Source organism: Mesorhizobium sp. M1338 (assembly GCF_040318045.1).
Classification (GTDB): Bacteria; Pseudomonadota; Alphaproteobacteria; order Rhizobiales; family Rhizobiaceae; genus Mesorhizobium.
Genome location: NZ_JAMYLL010000013.1, coordinates 103,240 through 118,968, shown reverse-complemented (window position 1 = coordinate 118,968; position 15,729 = coordinate 103,240). Strand labels below are relative to the sequence as shown.

Here is a 15,729-nt window from a genome sequence, read left to right as displayed (position 1 = left end):
TCAGCGCGTGCGACCACGGCGACGCCGGCGCCGATCATTCACACCGCCCGCCGCGCGGTTCACCCGACGCATGATCTTCGGCGTGTGCAACAGGGAGCGGGCGCGACCGGCGAGGATGACATGGCCGCCGATCACCACGACCTCGACGGCCAGGACTATCATTATCAATACACCGAGATGATCCGCGTTGAGCGATGCGCCGACCACGTTGAGCAGCGGTGCCACGTAGAACAGCGGCATTTTCGGATTGCCAAGATTGAGCGCGATGCCGTGGCAAAAATCGTCAGCAGCCTGCGTCGTCCGGAGACGGGTTGCAGTTCCGCACGACGGGCACGGCGGTCCACAAGCCTGATGCCCATCCAGATCAGATAAGCCGCTCCTCCTTAACGAAGCACCGTCATGACGATCGCCATCTTCGCCGCGATGATCGACAGGCCAAAGGCAGCGAGGATCAGGAAGATGAGAACGCCAACCGTGCGTGCACCATAGGCGATACCCGAGGCGGCGCCGCTGGAGATGGTGCGCGCGACGATTGTCATGTTGTCCGGTCCGGGGCTGGCAGCGAAGACGAAGAAGGCAGTAGCGAAAGCAAGGATGGTGGCAAGGTCCATTAAGACCCCGAAAGCGACTGTTGCTCTCGGGCGTTCTGATTAGCCAGTTTGCCTGTCGGCGACATCAGGAAAATTCAGGATCGTCGCGATGCGGATTTTCCTCACGGCTGATAGCCAAGACAGATGGCGCCGAGCGCGACAATGGCACAGGCGCCGACCCGCCGCGGCGTCAGCATCTCGCCGAGGAACAGACGCCCGATGAAGGCCGCGAAGACGACGCTGGTTTCGCGGATCGCGGTGATCGGGCCGGCCGGCCCGAGCGCGAAGGCCGCGACCACGACGCCATAGGCCAGAAGTGCGAACAGGCCGCCGCCCAGCGCCTTCCAGGTTTCCGGTGCCCGCGGGTCGACAGTAAGGCGGCCACGGCAGGCGACGAAGGTCGCCGATAGCAAGGTGCCGTAGATCAGCAGGACCCAGGCGGTATAGGCGCCGGCATTTCCCGCCGCGCGAACGCCGATCGCATCGACTGTCGCATAGGCGGCGATGATCGCGCCCGTTGCCAGCGCATAGAGGATCGATGTCGTGGCGGCCCTGCCCCTTCCGAGTGAAAGGCCCATGATGCCGCCGGCGACCAGCGCGACGCCGACTGTTTGCGGCATGGTGAGCTGCTGGCTGGCCAGGAAAAATCCGCCGAGCGTGACAAGCAGCGGCACGCTGCCGCGAACGATCGGATAGACCTGTCCCAGCTCGCCATATCTGTAGGCGGCCACCAGAAAGAAGCTGTAGCCGACCTGAAGGCAGGCCGAGAGCACGATATAGAACCAGGCCTGCGCGGCCGGAAGGGCATGGAAGATGACGAAGGGAATGGCGAGCGCCGTGCTGGAGAAGCTCATGACGGTGACGGTCCACAACCTGTCGGCCCCAGTTCGCAGGAAGGCGTTCCAGGTTGCGTGCAGGATCGCGGCAAACAGCGCGAGCCCGATGACCAGCGGGCTCATTGCGACCCGCGCGAAGCGGCGACGAAGCTCAGGGCCGCCTTGCGGGCGTCGCGAATGGCGGTGTCCGCCTGCCCCATCTGCGCCAGCAAGGTCGCCCCTTCGATCAGCATCAGCAGTGTCGCCGCCACACTCTCGGCGCGGCCGCGCGGCATTACCTCCTCGAGGATCGACCGCATGCGCCGCTTGAGGCCGTTCTTCTGCCTGGCGACAGCCTTGAATACCGGATGCCCCGGATCGCCGAACTCGGCCAGCGCATGTGCAAACAGGCAACCATGAAAATCCGAGCTGCGGAACCAACGTTCATGCCAGCTGAAGATTTTTCCGATTTTCTGCTCTGGCGTGATGCCCTCCTGGGCGAGCCGGTCGAGCTGGCGGTCGAAACGCATGGCGCGGTAGTCGAGCACCTCGACGATCAACTCGTCCTTGCTCGGGAAGTGCCGATACATCGTCATCTTGGCCACCTCGGCTTCGGCGATGATCCGGTCGATGCCAGTGGCGTGAAAGCCGGCGCGCTTGAACAGCGCGTAGGCGGTTTCAATGACGTGCTGGCGTTTGTCGGAAGCAGGCGATGACGTCATGACGCTTACCAGTGATGAGACAGGTCTGTCTCATAGAAATGCGGCGGATCGCATCTTCTGTCAACACAGCACGGAAAAACGCCCGCGGCCGATCGGGCCGCGGGCGCGAAAAGTGATTGGAAACAGAAAACCCCGCGTTCAGCGCAGGACGCGGCAGCGGCCGTTGTAAACCATCCAGCGGTCGAAGCCCGAGACGCAGAATTCGACATTGTCGCCGATCGAGGCGAAACCCTGGCCTTCCTCGATCAGATACCAGATGGTGCGGTCACGGCCGTCGGAGAGACTGACGGTGGCGCCGCAGTAGCGGCGACCGATCGGCCAGGTATCGTTGGCCGGCAGATAGCGGTGCTGGTGGATGCGCTGGAAATCGGTGATCCGCACATCCGGCAGATGCGGCACGTGGTGCACCTGGTAGGAGAAGCGGCTGGTGATCTTGTTCAGCACCCAGGCTTCGCCGCAGATGCCGCCATCGTCGTCGGAATAGACGCCAAGGTCGGCCGCCTGCACGGCCTGGGTGACACCGAGAGGCGCGGCCAGCGGTGTGCAGAGCGAAATCAGGACAGCAAGTGCGGATTTGGCGAAGCGAGTCATGACAGCCTCTCAAGGTCGATTGCGCGCACTGTGCGGATTCGCTTGGCGGCGGTCAAGCGGTTGCGGAAACAATGGTTTCCCAGGTTGAAACCGCGTTGGCCAAAGCCGGATTAGCGCGAGCCCGGGTTGTTAAGGAGCCCGCCTTCCCAACCCTGCCGGAACGCGGGCATTTTCGCACCTGGCCCCGAATGGCGAGATCTGAAGCCCTTCACCGTCAAGCCTGCTCGCCTGCCAGCCATTCCAGCGACCAGTGCGCCGGCCTCCCCACCGCAAGCAATCCGTGCAAAGCCGGCAGCAGCGTCCGCAGCTCGCCCTCCAGCGTGAATGGCGGGTTGACCACCAGCAGGCCGCTGCCGTCGAGGCTGGGCTCCGAAGAGGCCGGCCTGATCTCGAATTCTATGTCGAGCAGCTTCGGGATACCGGATTGCTTCAGCGCCTTGCGGAAGGCGATGATCGCCTTGCGGTCCTTGACCGGATACCACAGCGCATAGATGCCGCCGGGCCACCGCTTGTGCGCCCTCATGAGCCCGTCAACGAGGCGCTCGAACTCACCCGCCTCCTCGAATGGCGGGTCGATGAGAACCAGGCCGCGCTTTTCCTTCGGCGGCAGATGCGCGCCGAGCGCCAGCCAGCCATCGAGTTCGATGATCCGGGCCTGGAAATCACCGGCAAAGAGCGTCCTCAGCTTCGCGACATCCTTGGGGTGAAGCTCGATCGCCGTCAGCCGGTCCTGCTTGCGCATGAGGTGACGCACGATCAGCGGCGATCCCGGATATTTCTGGATGCCACCCTCGGGGTTGAGCGACCGCACCGTCTCCAGATAAGGCGCAAGCAGTGCCGCCACCGGTGCGGCAAACGGGGCATCGATCAGCCTGCCGATGCCGCCTTGCCACTCACCGGTCCTCTGCGCTTCGACCGACGACAGATCGTAGCGGCCGATGCCGGCATGGGTGTCGATGACCCGAAACGCCTTGTCCTTCTGCTTCAGATACTCGAGCAATCGCGTCAGCACGACATGCTTGACGACGTCGGCAAAATTCCCGGCGTGATAGGCATGGCGGTAGTTCATGGTTCGGTACCGTTATGCATGTCGTTGTCCCAAAACCGCTGCACACTTTGGGCGACTTGCATCAGCCCCTGCCCCAGCGCGGCGGTGGCGGCTGCGAGTTCGGATTTTCCGGCCGGCCGCCGCGAGTGCGCAAAGTCAGCAAAAACCCGATCAAGCCGACCGCCACCAGCGAGAAGCCGATCGGCCGCGCACGGCTGTCGATCTCGCCGACACCGGAGCGCAAAATGAGATCGACCGCTCGCATCGGTATGTCGTCGGCATCACCCGGTCCAACGGTGAAGATATAAGGGCCTGGGCTGATGGTCTCGATCACGCCGGCCTCGTCGCGAAAGATCTTGTCTGGCAGCTGGGGGCTGGCCTGGCGCGGATTGTCGGAATGGTTGAACTGGAGCGTCGAGGCGAGCACCGTGCGGCCACTGCTGGCGGCGGTCAGCGTCAGCACGGTGCGCTGCTGCGAGACGATGCGTTCGGCTCTTGCGGTCAGGTCGACCAGCACCCGCACCGGCGCGTCGCGGCTGCCGAGCGGCACCGTCCGCGGCTTGAAGCGGCCCTGCTCATAGACCCGCCAGGTGCCGATCTCATGACCGGAGAAATTGCTCATCGCCCAGGGATAGATGACACCGATGCCGGTGCCGGCGAGCAGGATCAGGACAAACAGAAAGCGCATTCACATCACCACAGGCTATCGTGACCTTGCCAATAGCGCCCCGACGATCAAAAGGCGATGGCCAGATGCCGCGGCTTTCCGGCCGCTGGAGCGGGCGACCGAGAAGACCCCAGAAGCGGATCACACGGGGCAGCAACCAGATCGGCGGCATGGCCGCACAACAAGGCAGACAAGGTTCTACCTATGCGCTCAAACGCAATTGCGATAATGACCGGCATTCTCCAATGAAATGAATGCGCGTGGACACTTTCTGGCAAGATGGGACCACTGGCTCGGGCGCGCGCCGAAGATTGTCTCACCGGTTCTTTTTTGGAATCCCTCGCTGCCAAGCTCTGAGTCGGCCTTAAAACGAGCATGCCTCGTCCGACCATCTAATTTGCGATGGTCGAGCCAATACGCTGATTCACAAAGAGAATCGTCCTTGGACGCCTATGGCTCGGCCTGGAGAAGCCGACATCGGCTTTATGATTAACCATTCGTAAACAGATATGATTAAGGAATTGCTAATTTAGTTGACTATAATTTCCACAGGTATATTTTTGATGCGTTGGGATGTGCAATTTGGGCGAGCAATCGACGATGATGGCACCAGACGTGTGATCGCGATTTCGGGGCACGGAGAATGCTGAGCGGCGGCACATAGATCGTGTAGCGGCACCAGCTTCGCGAACCCCAAAGGACAATTAAAGCACATCAGCGATGGCGATTCCGCGGATGCGGAGGTTTGCCGCGTTCTCATGGAAGTGGCTGGGCAATGCTTTGTCCGGCTGGCGATAGCGTGTGCGATGCGTGCGGGGAAAGCATGAGTAAGCTCATCAAGGTTCTGAAACTGGAATCCGGCAGCCAAAGGGGCGCCAACCAAAAACGAAGCCGCGCCCTGGTCGCCGGAGGTGCTGGATTTCTAGGATCGCATTTATGCGAACGCCTTTTGCGGGACGGATACGACGTCGTCGCGCTGGACAATTTCCACACCGGCAAGAGATACAATCTCAATACCCTTCTGCGTAATCCGAGATTCATGTGTATCGAGCACGATATCGTTGATACACTGCCTTCGGGTCTTCAGTTCGATGAGATCTACAATCTCGCCTGCCCAGCCTCTCCGCCGCACTACCAGGCAGACCCGATTCATACCTTCAAGACGAGCGTGCTTGGTTCGCTGAACCTTCTGGAGCTCGCGCGCCAGAACAATGCCAAGATATTCCAGGCCTCGACCTCGGAAATCTATGGCGACCCCTTTGTGCACCCACAGCCCGAGAGCTACTTCGGCAACGTCAATACGCACGGACCGCGGTCCTGCTACGACGAAGGCAAGCGCTCGGCCGAAACCCTGTTCTTCGACTATTCGAGAACGTATGGCCTCGATATCCGCGTCGCGCGCATTTTCAACACCTACGGCCGCCGCATGCAGCCCGATGACGGGCGCGTGGTTTCGAACTTCATCGTCCAGGCGCTGCAGGGCAAAGACCTGACCGTCTATGGCCACGGCCTGCAGACCCGTTCGTTCTGCTATGCCGATGACCTGATCGAGGGCTTTGTCCGGCTGATGAATACGCCGAGTGCGCCCACGCACCCGGTCAACCTCGGCAACCCCAGCGAATTCACCATCATGGAATTGGCGACACTGGTCATTGATTACACCAACTCCCAATCGAAGATCGTGCATCGGCCACTGCCGATCGACGATCCCAGACAGCGCAAGCCGGACATTTCCTTTGCCAGGGCCAATCTCGGCTGGGAGCCGAAAGTCGGCCTGCGCCAGGGGCTCGCACGTACCGTCGAGTATTTTGATACCCTGCTTTACGGAAGCCAGCTGGCCAAAGGAGCCACGGCTTCATGACCCGTGCGGCAATCCTGGTGACAGGTGGGGCCGGCTTCATCGGCAGCCACACCTGCAAGCTGCTGGCCGCCGCCGGCTATTTGCCGGTGGTTTTCGACAATCTGAGCCGCGGCAACAAGAAATCCGTCGCCTGGGGTCCGCTTGTCGTCGGCGACATCCGCAGCCAGACCGCGCTGCGGGCCGCGATGAAGACATATCAACCGACGGCGGTCATCCACTTTGCGGCGCTGGCCTATGTCGGAGAATCCGTTCACCAGCCGGCCGAATACTATTCGACCAACGTGACAGGCACCATCGCGGTGCTCGATGCGGCGCGTGCGAACTCAATCGAGAACATCATCTTCTCCAGCAGCTGCGCAACCTACGGCGTGCCGGAAGCGTTGCCCGTTCGCGAGACCTCCGCGCAAAATCCGATCAGCCCTTACGGGCGCACCAAGCTGATGGGCGAACAGATCATCTCCGACTATGCGTCCGCATACGGAATGAAATTCGTGATCCTGCGCTATTTCAACGCTTGCGGCGCCGATCCCGACGGCGAACTTGGTGAGTGGCATTCGCCGGAAACGCACCTTGTTCCCAGAGTGCTCATGGCCGCATCAGGCATCATCGATGAGATCGAGGTTTTCGGCACGGACTACGACACGTCGGACGGCACCTGCATACGCGATTATATCCACGTCAGCGATCTGGCCCGCGCCCATCTGAAGGCCCTTATTTATCTTGAGGGCGGCGGACAAAGCCTGGCGGTCAACCTCGGCACAGGGCGGGGCGTATCCATCAAGGAGATTGTCCAGGCGGTCGGCCGTATGACGTCAAGATCCGTCCCGGCCGTCTTCAGGAACCGGCGCCCGGGAGATCCGGCGGAGCTTTACGCCGATCCGGGAAGCGCACGCGAACATCTCGGCTTCGTGCCGGAGCTCTCCGACATCGACACGATCGTCAGAACGGCTGCCCCATTTTTTGGGCTGGAGACAAAGCCGATGAAGCTGCCGCCGATCAAGGCGGCAGCTTCGGCCGCGGCTCGATAGATCAGAGATAGCGGGGGCGGCAGCTCGCGCGTTGGCCAAACCCGCTAGGGCTGCAGATATAAGGCGAACCGCTCAGGAACCTGCCGCCACTGCCCGGATTGAAAGAGACCTTCACCGGCGCCGGCGTGCGGACTTTGATCGGCGATGCAAAGGCGTAATCTCTTTCGGTCGTTCGAACTGTGCTGGTCATCAGGATCTGAGGCTCGGCTCTGAGCGAACGTACGAAGTATCCAGCTTGGACCGGCTGGACCGCGGGCTCGCTGCGGACCGCATGGACCACAGGCTTGATGAGAACCGAATTGGTTTCGGTCGCATCCATCCCCTGGCAACCCGCAACCATAAAGCTCATCACTGCAGCCGTAACAATAGATACGATATTTTTGCTTGGGCGAAACGCGCCCATTGCCGAATTGTTCATCATTTGTCCCTTGCTATCAAGTGTAATCCAAGAGCGCGTCGCGACATACCTATGCCTTCGCCGCTTTCACGCCGTATGAGTGACCCTTCGCACATCACACCTGAACATTAGACATCACTAATTATTAAATTTCATCAAAACCGTATGGTAGGCCCCACCATCTTGTCGTTCTGTCATATACGATTTGAATGATATCAAGCGGCGGTCGGCGTGCCGACCGCACCCGCCGAACCGCGTGATGCTTCACCATAAGCGATTCGCCAGTTCCTTGACAGGCACTCCGGCATGAGCCGTCTGGATGGGTCGGAAGCGGGTTGCGAGAGTCATTGGCGTCATGGCTCTTGCCGGCCATGCTGAACGGTACCACCAGGGATCAAGACTGGGGGAGCCTCCGGGGCGGGTCCGGCCGTGTCTCAGCGCGGCTGGACACGGCCTAATTCTTGGAATCGACCAGCTTGCGCGCCTCTTCGAACCGCGCGCCCTTCGTGTCGCCTGTTTCGAACTTCCGGTCTTCGTCGGAAAGACCCTCGGGCGATCGCCTAAAACTGTACCATTCCCCATCCGGATCCTTGCGTTTCTCGATGTTCCCGCCCTGGATCCGGTGGCTGTAGCAGGTGCGATGCTGCTTGCCGGTGTAGCCCTTCGACCGCCAGGCGAGCTCCATGCACATCTTGCCGCCGCTGGTCACCAGCCATCTGCCCTCCGCGACAGATGCCGTGTCCTGCCCGGATGTCCAGGCCTTGAGGTGCCGATCGCCCTGCGCGAAATAGGCCGCTCCGTTCTTCCATACCCATGTGCGGTCGGCATATAGAAGCTGCAGTTCGTAGGCTGTCGGAACAGTTGCGCTATTCGCTTGCGCGGGTGCGCTGTCCTTGGCGGCAGCCGCGTGCGCCGTTCCCGAAAGGGCCGTCTGGCCGAAGAGGGCCAGGAGAAACAGTAGCTGCGCGCAACTTGCGAACCGACGACGTTCCTTGTGTCGCCGACGGTCGACACAAGGCGGCGGCGATCTGGTCGGAGCTATCTGCACAATTGGCATTCGCATGTCTGCTTGACCCACGGCGGCGCTATCGGCGCGACAGCCATGCGAACTATTTAACAGCCGCGAGAACCGCGATGTCAACGTTCGCGAAGCCGACGACAACAACTATTCGAGACACGCATAGCCGCTGTCGTCAAAATTAGGGATTGCGTCGTATACTGCCGCACCTTTGACAATCGCGCGCAAAAACAAAATCCGCGGACATCAGAGAGGACGCGGTTTCAAATGACGGACGACCCGGAATTGGATCAGGCCGAAGTTCAGCAATACCTGCGGCAGTCGGCCGGCTCGGATACGGCTGCTCGCGACTACCTGAGCCCCAACACGGCGATCTTGCTGGGGATCCTGTTCATTGCGGTCGTGTTCAGGTTCCACAACATAACCTTGCCGCTGGTCGACGCCTTCAGCTGGCGCGAGACGAGCACGGCAATGATGGCCGACAATTTCCAGCAGCACAGCTGGAACATCTTCTTCCCCGAGGTCAGCTGGACCGGGCCCGGGCCGAGTTATCAGGGCCGCGAGTTCCAGATCGTCAGCTATCTGACCGCCCTGCTCTACCAACTCTTCGGCTGGCACGACTGGTTCGGCCGCATGGTTGCGGCCTTCTTCGGTCTGGTGACGGTGTTTTCGCTACACAGACTAACGGCGCTGTTCTGGGGCGAGACGCACGCCCACGCCGCGGCACTTGCCTACGCGCTGATGCCGGCGGCGATCATGATCGACAGTTCGTTTCTTCCCGACCCCGCGATGCTGGCCCTGGTGACGCTCGGCGTCTGGCTTTTCGCGAAATACTGGGCCGGCGGCAGCGGCTGGCTGTTGCCGCTCGCCACGGCCAGCTTCTCGCTCGGCGTGCTGTCGAAGCCGCCAGGCCTCGCCGCCGGCGCCGTCATCTTCTACCTGATGGTCTGCTGGATGCTGGAGAAGAAGTGGAAGCAGGCGACCAGGGTCTTCCTGTCGGGGCTTTTGAGCCTGGCCATCATCGGCGCCTATTTCAGCTGGGCGATCTATCTCGGCCGCAGCTATCCGCCGTTTCATGTCGCCGGCAGCGGCTATATCTGGGATTCCGGCTTCTGGACATTCTTCAGGAACAGCTTCTACTTCAAATCCGTATGGAACACGTCGGTCTGGTGGTTCTACGGCTATCCGTTCATGGTGCTGATCGCGATCGGCTTCTGGATGCCGCCCAGACCCGCCGAAGACCCGAGGCGACGCACCCTTTCGGCCATTCCCTATGTTTGGCTGGCCGCGGCCATGGCCGTCTACCTGGCGGCGGCGCGCGAGATCACCAGCAATCCCTGGAACTACCACATTTTCCATGTGCCGTTCGCGATGTTCTGCGGCCGCGGCGCGCTTCTCCTGGCAGCGCTTGCATCGGGAACCGTTCTGTCGCCGGCGGTCGTACTGCGCTCGATCTGCATCGCGGCCATCGCACTCGTGTGGTCGACCTTTCCCCTCGTCAGGACAATGAAGACGCCGATCGCCATGAAAGGCAAGCTGCTTGGCGAGGAATTGGCGCGGTTGGCGCGCCCGGGCGACCTCGTCGTCGCTATCGCGCCCGAGGCCGGCGATCCCGTCGCCGTCTACTACAGCAGGGCGCGCGGCTGGGTGTTCCCGCCTGGCGGAGGCGATGTCGAATGGTCGAAATTCGTCGCCGACGACGCTACCGCGATCGCGCAGCTCGAGGAGTTGCGCGCGCAAGGCGCGGACCTGTTCGGCACGGCCAAGAACGCAGCCGACAAACAGGACCGGTTGTTCGTCGAGCATCATGACGGGGTCATCGACTATCTGGACAAGACCGCAACCAAGCTTGTGGATTCGGATGATTTGCTGGTCTATAGGATCACCCGTCCATGAGAGCCGCGACAGTCTGGGGCCGCGGGCCTCGGACAGGATATGGTCCCGACGTGTCAGCGGCCCCGCATTCGCCCGCGGAAGGCGGGCAAGGCGGTGGGCCAGGCAAACCGATCCCCGATGACGCCAGGGATATTCGGGCGCCACGCGATGCCGCCGCTGGAACTCGGCGGTGAAAACCGGCGGAGAATTGGTTGAAACGGGCAATCTCGATAGTCGTGACGTTGGCCCTGCTGGCCTGGCTGGCCAGCGACTCGCGCTGGCGCATGGTCGGCGACGCCTTCGACCGCATCACGCCCGGCACGTTCGCGGTGGCGACGATCGCGTTTTTCGTCACCTATGTCTTGCGTGCGCTGCGCGTCTGCGACGAGTTCCGCGACGAAGTGCATGGCCGCTTCGGCGCCTGCCTGCGCATTATCCTGATCCACAATGCGATGATCAACGTCGTCCCTTTCCGTGGCGGCGAGACAGCCTTTCCGCTCCTCCTGCGCCAGGTCTTCGGCGTACCGATCATGCGTGCCAGCGCCTCGCTGCTGTGGTTCAGGCTGCAGGATGCCTTCGTCGTCGGCGTGCTGGCCCTGGCGGTGTGGCCCGGCCTGCATCCGGCGATAAGGATTGCTGGCGTGGCCGCCTTGATCGCCGCGGCCTGGTACCTGCCGCGCTGGGCGCGCGCGCCGCATGACTGGGCCGGGCGCGGCAGGATCGTGGCCAAGCTCGGCCTGCTTCGCGACACCTTCACCGAGGCGACCGGGCGCTCCCGCTACGGCTGGTGGTGGACGATCGCCAACTGGTCGCTGAAGCTCACCGTGCAGGGATGGCTGCTGGCGCTGATATTGGGGACATCTTTCACCACCGCCTTTCCCGGCGTCGTCGGAGCCGAAGGCGCCGCCATATTGCCAGTGCAAGGCGTCGCCGGCTTCGGCACCTATGAAGCGGGTGCGGCGGCGGCGCTGCTCACATCCGGAATCGCGATGAAGAGCGGCCTGCAGGCGGCCCTGGCGCTGCACCTGTTCATCTTCTGCTCGGCTATCGCTACGGGCGCGATCGCCTGGCTGTTTCCCTCGAAATCGACGCTGCCGGGGAACCCGGCTGTCGGACCTGCAAGGAAGCCATCCCAATGAACGTATTGCCCATCCCAGCTTCGGGACTGCCTGACGGCGCGGTAATGCCGGACCATACGCTGTCCATCGTCGTACCCATGTACAACGAGGCCGACAACGTCGAGCCGTTGCTGGCACGGATTCACCAGGCGATGGAGCGCTACGACCAGCCGTGGGAGGTCGTGCTGGTCGATGACGGCAGCACCGACGCGACGGTGAGCGAGATCAGGCGCCTGGCAATGCATTACGGCCCGCATGTGCATGCGGTCGAGTTGGTGCGCAACTACAAGCAGACCGCCGCGATGCAGGCCGGCATCGACGCGGCGCGCGGCGACGTCATCGCCACGATCGACGGCGACCTGCAAAATGATCCCTTCGACATCCCGCGCATGGTCTACCGCCTGCTGAGCGAGGATCTCGACCTGGTGGTCGGCTGGCGCAAGGACCGCCAGGAAGGTTTTTTCATGCGCAGACTGCCCTCGCGCATCGCCAACGCACTGATCGCGCGTGTCACCGGCGTGCGCCTCAAGGACTATGGCTGCAGCCTCAAGGTCTATCGCGGCAACGTGATCCGCAGCGTCAAGCTCTATGGTGAGATGCACCGCTTCATCCCGGCCTGGCTGGCCACGGTGACGACCCCCAGACGCATCGCGCAGGAGGTGGTGACGCATCATGCCCGCATCCACGGCCAGTCCAAATACGGCATTTCGCGCACCTTCAGGGTCGTGCTCGATCTGGTGTTCATGTATTTCTTCATGCGCTATCGCACACGGCCCGGGCATTTCTTCGGCGGCATCGGCATTGTGCTTGGCGCGCTGGGTTCGCTCATCCTCGCCTACCTGCTTTGCCTCAAGTTGCTTTTCGCGGAGGACATCGGAACACGCCCGATGCTGTTCACCGGCTTCTTCCTGCTCATCGCCGGGGTGCAGATGGTGACGTCGGGCGTCCTGGCGGAAATGCTGGCACGTGTCTATCACGAGGCGAATGGAGCATCGGCCTATGTCGCGCGGCCGCAGCCGGCTTCCGGTGACAATGACGGCTGGCAACGCCCTAGCCGGCCATCGTGACCTGATCGGAACACCCTGGAGGTTCCATGCCGATTGTGATGACCGGCTCAGCCGGCTGCCAGGAAGGTGCCGACCGAGGAAGGGCTGGCAAGGTTCGTCGACTGGTGTCGCCAAGAATGGCGGTCGAGGGCAAGAGGCAAGGCGCAACGCATGCGCCAACCTCCCGCCCTCGACTTTCGCCCCCCGGCGAAGACCAGAGCGGCCGACTCTTCAGTCAAATCGCGCCGCCACTTTTGGGTTTGATTCTAGTAACGCGAACGGCAGCTGGCGCGCTGGCCGAAACCGCTCGGCCCGCAAATCCAGGGCGAATGACCCAGGAACGGGCCGCCATTGCCCGGCCTATAGGAAACCTTCACCGGCGCCGGCCTGCCGACCCGCTGCGGCCGCACGAAGGCCGCATAGGCCTCCTGCCTCGTGCGCGTCACGGTGGTCATTTGTGTGAGCGGTTTGCGGTTGATCAGATGCAGCCGCTTGTTCTTGATGTAGTGCACCTTCTTGCCGAGCGTATGAACCACGGGCTTGGTGCCGATCGAGCTGGTCGCATCCATGCCCTGGCAACCGGACACCATCGAGATCAATGCAACAGCGGCAAATGCACAGGCATATTTCTTGCCGATCCTTGCCCCGCTTTCCATAAATTTTTTCATCGCCTTCCCCTGCCACGAATACAAGTTGCTGGAGCGCGGAGATCTATTCTCTCTTATTTGCTTTTCCGCGCCACGTGAGCAGCCCATCGCCGCTCACATCGTGGCCAAATATTAGAGGAAGCTTATTAAAATTCGTGCAAGCGACATGATGAGCGCGGTCTTTCAGCGCTCGATCGGATATTATTAAAATTTGATCTTTTGAGCTCGCGCCCGCCACTGCCGCGGTCGCCGGCAGCCATCAAGCCAAATGCAATTCAGGAAGCTGCTTGCGCGCGTACGCCTCACGGCGTCAGCGGGGCGATCCCCAAGCTGGATCGAAGTAGAAATTGCGGGCACCGATGTCGCCCTGGCCGGCGCCGGAAACCACATAGGCGATCCTGACAATGCGGAGGCCGCCGGCGCCCTGCTGCAGGCCATAGACGCCTTCCATGCCGCGATCGTAGAAGCTCGCGGCCGGAACGGCGAGCGCCAGCGTGGCAAGCGACGCCTGTAAGGCGACTTTCGCGGCATTGGCACGCAACGGGATCCTGTTCTCGATGACGTGCCTTACGACGATGACCACCACCAGAAGCCCGTAGAGGAAGGCGTTGAAGGCGGCGAACCAGTAGAAGCCGGTGGCGTCGAAGGGGTGATCCACGAGCAGCACGGGCAGCGCCGCGCCGATCGCCAGCGCCACATAGGGAGCGAGGGCGCGGGCCGGCAGCAGGTTCTTTGGGCCGCTGCCCTTTGGCGTGACCCGGAAATCGACGAACGATTTGGTCAGATAGTCGCGGATCGACGACAGCGTGCCGGCGAGCACCCAGGGCCAGCGCGCGAAGAAGAGGAACAGCGTGCCTTCCCAGCTGATCGTCTTGGCCGTCATCGGGCGCGAGAGGCCGAAAGCCTTCAGCATCATAACCAAGCCAACCAGGGCGACGGCGTTGGGCACATAGTGGACGAGGAAGTCGGCGTACATGACATTGGCGAAGTTACGCCCGGTGAACAGCGCATACATCGGCGTGACGTACATCAGCAGCGCAAAGACGGCGAACAGCGGATACCAGAGCTGGCAGAACAGGAACTGGAACTTCAGCCGCGGCGGAAGCTTGGGAAAATATGTGGGAGAATATTCGAGCAGGATCGTCACCAGGCTTCGCGACCACTGGAATTCCTGGGTCACGAGATCGGCAAAGGTCTGTGGGCCGTCGCCATGGGCGATGGCGTCGAGCGCGTGCACCCCACGCCATCCGGCCGCGTTGATCAGCATGGAGGTGGAGTGATCCTCCGCCAGTTCCGGACCGAGACCGCCCGCCTGCTTCAGCGCCTTGGTCCGCACGGCATAATGCGAGCCGATGCAGAGCGGAGCTCCACCGCCCGTATGGCCGGACTGCAGGGGGCCGTGAAACATCCCTTCCGGAAACAGCCTGCCGCGCGCCGACCAGCTCTCGGCGGCATTGTTGTCGCAAATGCTCGGCGCCGAGACATAGCCAACCAAGGGATCGGCGAAGGGATAAAGGATTTCCCTGAGATAAGTCGGCGTCGGTACGTGATCCGCATCCATCTGAGCAACGAAATCGTAACGCTCATAGCCATAGTGGTCGTAGAAGAACGCCAGGTTGCCTTCCTTGCAGCGGGTGCGGCGCGGCCATGTCGTGCGGTGATAGTCTTCCCTGCCGCGCCGCGTCGAAATAAGCACGCCGTGAGCCTCGCACCAGCGAACCGTCTCCTCGGAAGGGTCCTCGTCCGCCAGCCAGGTGTCATGTGGGTAATCCTGCGCCAGCATCGCTTCGAGCGTGCGCGCAACCACGGCAAACGGTTCGGACGGGGCCTTGGTGACCACCATCGCGACCCGAGAACGCTTCGGGATCGTGTGAAGCTTGGACGGTTTCTTCGACGCATGCACATTCAAGAGGAAGTACAGCGGCATGAGCGTGAGCCAGAGCAGAATGAGCGTCGCGAATGTGTATGGCCCGACACGCTCGACATGCTCGGGCTTCAGCCACCAGATCCAGAAAAACCCGAGTGTGACGAACCAGAAAGCCAGCGCGAGTCTCAATATCCATTGCTGAGTGGCCGACAGAACGGGAACCAGAAAGGGCCCCTTCCGCGCAGTGACGGCCAGAGCCGCTTCGGATCGATGCGCCCGTCTGCTCGTATGGCCGATGATGCGTGCCTGTACGGAAGCACTCATAACTTACTCGCCGCCACTTGGGCTTCCGCCGACAGAAGGCTGAAAGCTCTCAAACCCGGGAGGCAGAATCAGCCCGCCCTTGCTTAGAGTCAACTAAATTAAGTATTCGTTAACT

General features: G+C 61.8%; 14 protein-coding genes and 1 pseudogene. 5 read left to right on the top strand and 10 right to left on the bottom strand.

Going from position 1 to position 15,729, the window contains the following annotated elements; genetic code table 11:
- Positions 1-14: 14 nt before the first annotated feature.
- From NKH19_RS15025 to NKH19_RS15000, 6 genes and pseudogenes are all read right to left on the bottom strand, one after another.
- A pseudogene (locus tag NKH19_RS15025) lies at positions 15-611 on the bottom strand (LysE family translocator); the annotation flags it as partial.
- A gap of 101 nt (positions 612-712) precedes the next feature.
- On the bottom strand, positions 713-1,549 hold the full coding sequence (locus NKH19_RS15020; RefSeq protein ID WP_352868097.1) for an EamA family transporter: 837 nt from the start codon (positions 1,547-1,549) through the stop codon (positions 713-715).
- A complete protein-coding gene (locus NKH19_RS15015) occupies positions 1,546-2,127 on the bottom strand; it encodes a TetR/AcrR family transcriptional regulator (protein WP_352868099.1) in 582 nt (193 codons plus the stop codon). Before NKH19_RS15015 ends, NKH19_RS15020 begins: the two co-directional genes overlap by 4 nt.
- Positions 2,128-2,265: 138 nt before the next feature.
- On the bottom strand, positions 2,266-2,718 hold the full coding sequence (locus NKH19_RS15010; RefSeq protein ID WP_352868102.1) for a hypothetical protein: 453 nt from the start codon (positions 2,716-2,718) through the stop codon (positions 2,266-2,268).
- A 214-nt stretch (positions 2,719-2,932) separates the two neighbouring features.
- Entirely contained in the window at positions 2,933-3,787 is an 855-nt protein-coding gene (locus tag NKH19_RS15005) for a 23S rRNA (adenine(2030)-N(6))-methyltransferase RlmJ (RefSeq protein WP_352868104.1), read from the bottom strand.
- A gap of 61 nt (positions 3,788-3,848) precedes the next feature.
- Positions 3,849-4,454, bottom strand: a complete 606-nt coding sequence (locus NKH19_RS15000) for a hypothetical protein (RefSeq protein ID WP_352868107.1) — start codon at positions 4,452-4,454, stop codon at positions 3,849-3,851.
- Between the two features lie 802 nt (positions 4,455-5,256).
- Between NKH19_RS15000 and NKH19_RS14995 the strand changes: the two genes are divergently transcribed.
- Together NKH19_RS14995 and galE are read left to right on the top strand one after the other, a co-directional pair.
- Positions 5,257-6,294 carry a UDP-glucuronic acid decarboxylase family protein gene (locus tag NKH19_RS14995; protein WP_352868109.1) on the top strand — a complete coding sequence of 346 codons (1,038 nt, stop codon included), beginning with the start codon at positions 5,257-5,259 and terminating at the stop codon, positions 6,292-6,294.
- Positions 6,291-7,322, top strand: coding sequence for a UDP-glucose 4-epimerase GalE (galE, locus tag NKH19_RS14990; RefSeq protein WP_352868111.1), 1,032 nt, complete (start codon positions 6,291-6,293; stop codon positions 7,320-7,322). The genes NKH19_RS14995 and galE overlap by 4 nt, the downstream gene beginning before the upstream one ends.
- A 1-nt stretch (position 7,323) precedes the next feature.
- Here galE and NKH19_RS14985 read toward each other — a convergent pair whose 3' ends face one another.
- Positions 7,324-7,743 carry a hypothetical protein gene (locus NKH19_RS14985; protein ID WP_352868113.1) on the bottom strand — a complete coding sequence of 140 codons (420 nt, stop codon included), beginning with the start codon at positions 7,741-7,743 and terminating at the stop codon, positions 7,324-7,326.
- Positions 7,744-8,173: 430 nt separating this feature from the next.
- Complete coding sequence (locus tag NKH19_RS14980; RefSeq protein ID WP_352868115.1) at positions 8,174-8,776, bottom strand: DUF995 domain-containing protein; 603 nt, start codon at positions 8,774-8,776, stop codon at positions 8,174-8,176.
- A 228-nt stretch (positions 8,777-9,004) separates the two neighbouring features.
- Here NKH19_RS14980 and NKH19_RS14975 point away from each other — a divergent pair, with 228 nt between their 5' ends.
- The 3 genes from NKH19_RS14975 to NKH19_RS14965 all read left to right on the top strand — a co-directional run bounded on the left by NKH19_RS14975 (position 9,005) and on the right by NKH19_RS14965 (position 12,797).
- A complete protein-coding gene (locus tag NKH19_RS14975; RefSeq protein WP_352868117.1) occupies positions 9,005-10,633 on the top strand; it encodes an ArnT family glycosyltransferase in 1,629 nt (542 codons plus the stop codon).
- Between the two features lie 191 nt (positions 10,634-10,824).
- Positions 10,825-11,751: a lysylphosphatidylglycerol synthase domain-containing protein gene (locus NKH19_RS14970; RefSeq protein ID WP_352868119.1), complete on the top strand. Its 927-nt coding sequence runs from the start codon at positions 10,825-10,827 to the stop codon at positions 11,749-11,751.
- A 44-nt stretch (positions 11,752-11,795) separates the two neighbouring features.
- Positions 11,796-12,797, top strand: coding sequence for a glycosyltransferase family 2 protein (locus NKH19_RS14965; RefSeq protein WP_352868276.1), 1,002 nt, complete (start codon positions 11,796-11,798; stop codon positions 12,795-12,797).
- A 245-nt stretch (positions 12,798-13,042) separates the two neighbouring features.
- Here NKH19_RS14965 and NKH19_RS14960 read toward each other — a convergent pair whose 3' ends face one another.
- Both NKH19_RS14960 and NKH19_RS14955 read right to left on the bottom strand, forming a co-directional pair.
- Positions 13,043-13,444 carry a hypothetical protein gene (locus tag NKH19_RS14960; protein WP_352868122.1) on the bottom strand — a complete coding sequence of 134 codons (402 nt, stop codon included), beginning with the start codon at positions 13,442-13,444 and terminating at the stop codon, positions 13,043-13,045.
- A 289-nt stretch (positions 13,445-13,733) separates the two neighbouring features.
- Complete coding sequence (locus NKH19_RS14955) at positions 13,734-15,614, bottom strand: glycosyltransferase family 2 protein (protein WP_352868125.1); 1,881 nt, start codon at positions 15,612-15,614, stop codon at positions 13,734-13,736.
- Positions 15,615-15,729 lie beyond the last annotated feature (115 nt).

Bases quoted from the DNA above. Each gene is read 5' to 3' on its own strand.
- NKH19_RS15020 (WP_352868097.1), bottom strand. From the start codon at position 1,549: ATGAGCCCGCTGGTCATCGGGCTCGCGCTGTTTGCCGCGATCCTGCAC.
- NKH19_RS15015 (WP_352868099.1), bottom strand. From the start codon at position 2,127: ATGACGTCATCGCCTGCTTCCGACAAACGCCAGCACGTCATTGAAACC.
- NKH19_RS15010 (WP_352868102.1), bottom strand. From the start codon at position 2,718: ATGACTCGCTTCGCCAAATCCGCACTTGCTGTCCTGATTTCGCTCTGC.
- NKH19_RS15005 (WP_352868104.1), bottom strand. From the start codon at position 3,787: ATGAACTACCGCCATGCCTATCACGCCGGGAATTTTGCCGACGTCGTC.
- NKH19_RS15000 (WP_352868107.1), bottom strand. From the start codon at position 4,454: ATGCGCTTTCTGTTTGTCCTGATCCTGCTCGCCGGCACCGGCATCGGT.
- NKH19_RS14995 (WP_352868109.1), top strand. From the start codon at position 5,257: ATGAGTAAGCTCATCAAGGTTCTGAAACTGGAATCCGGCAGCCAAAGG.
- galE (WP_352868111.1), top strand. From the start codon at position 6,291: ATGACCCGTGCGGCAATCCTGGTGACAGGTGGGGCCGGCTTCATCGGC.
- NKH19_RS14985 (WP_352868113.1), bottom strand. From the start codon at position 7,743: ATGATGAACAATTCGGCAATGGGCGCGTTTCGCCCAAGCAAAAATATC.
- NKH19_RS14980 (WP_352868115.1), bottom strand. From the start codon at position 8,776: ATGCCAATTGTGCAGATAGCTCCGACCAGATCGCCGCCGCCTTGTGTC.
- NKH19_RS14975 (WP_352868117.1), top strand. From the start codon at position 9,005: ATGACGGACGACCCGGAATTGGATCAGGCCGAAGTTCAGCAATACCTG.
- NKH19_RS14965 (WP_352868276.1), top strand. From the start codon at position 11,796: ATGCCGGACCATACGCTGTCCATCGTCGTACCCATGTACAACGAGGCC.
- NKH19_RS14960 (WP_352868122.1), bottom strand. From the start codon at position 13,444: ATGAAAAAATTTATGGAAAGCGGGGCAAGGATCGGCAAGAAATATGCC.
- NKH19_RS14955 (WP_352868125.1), bottom strand. From the start codon at position 15,614: ATGAGTGCTTCCGTACAGGCACGCATCATCGGCCATACGAGCAGACGG.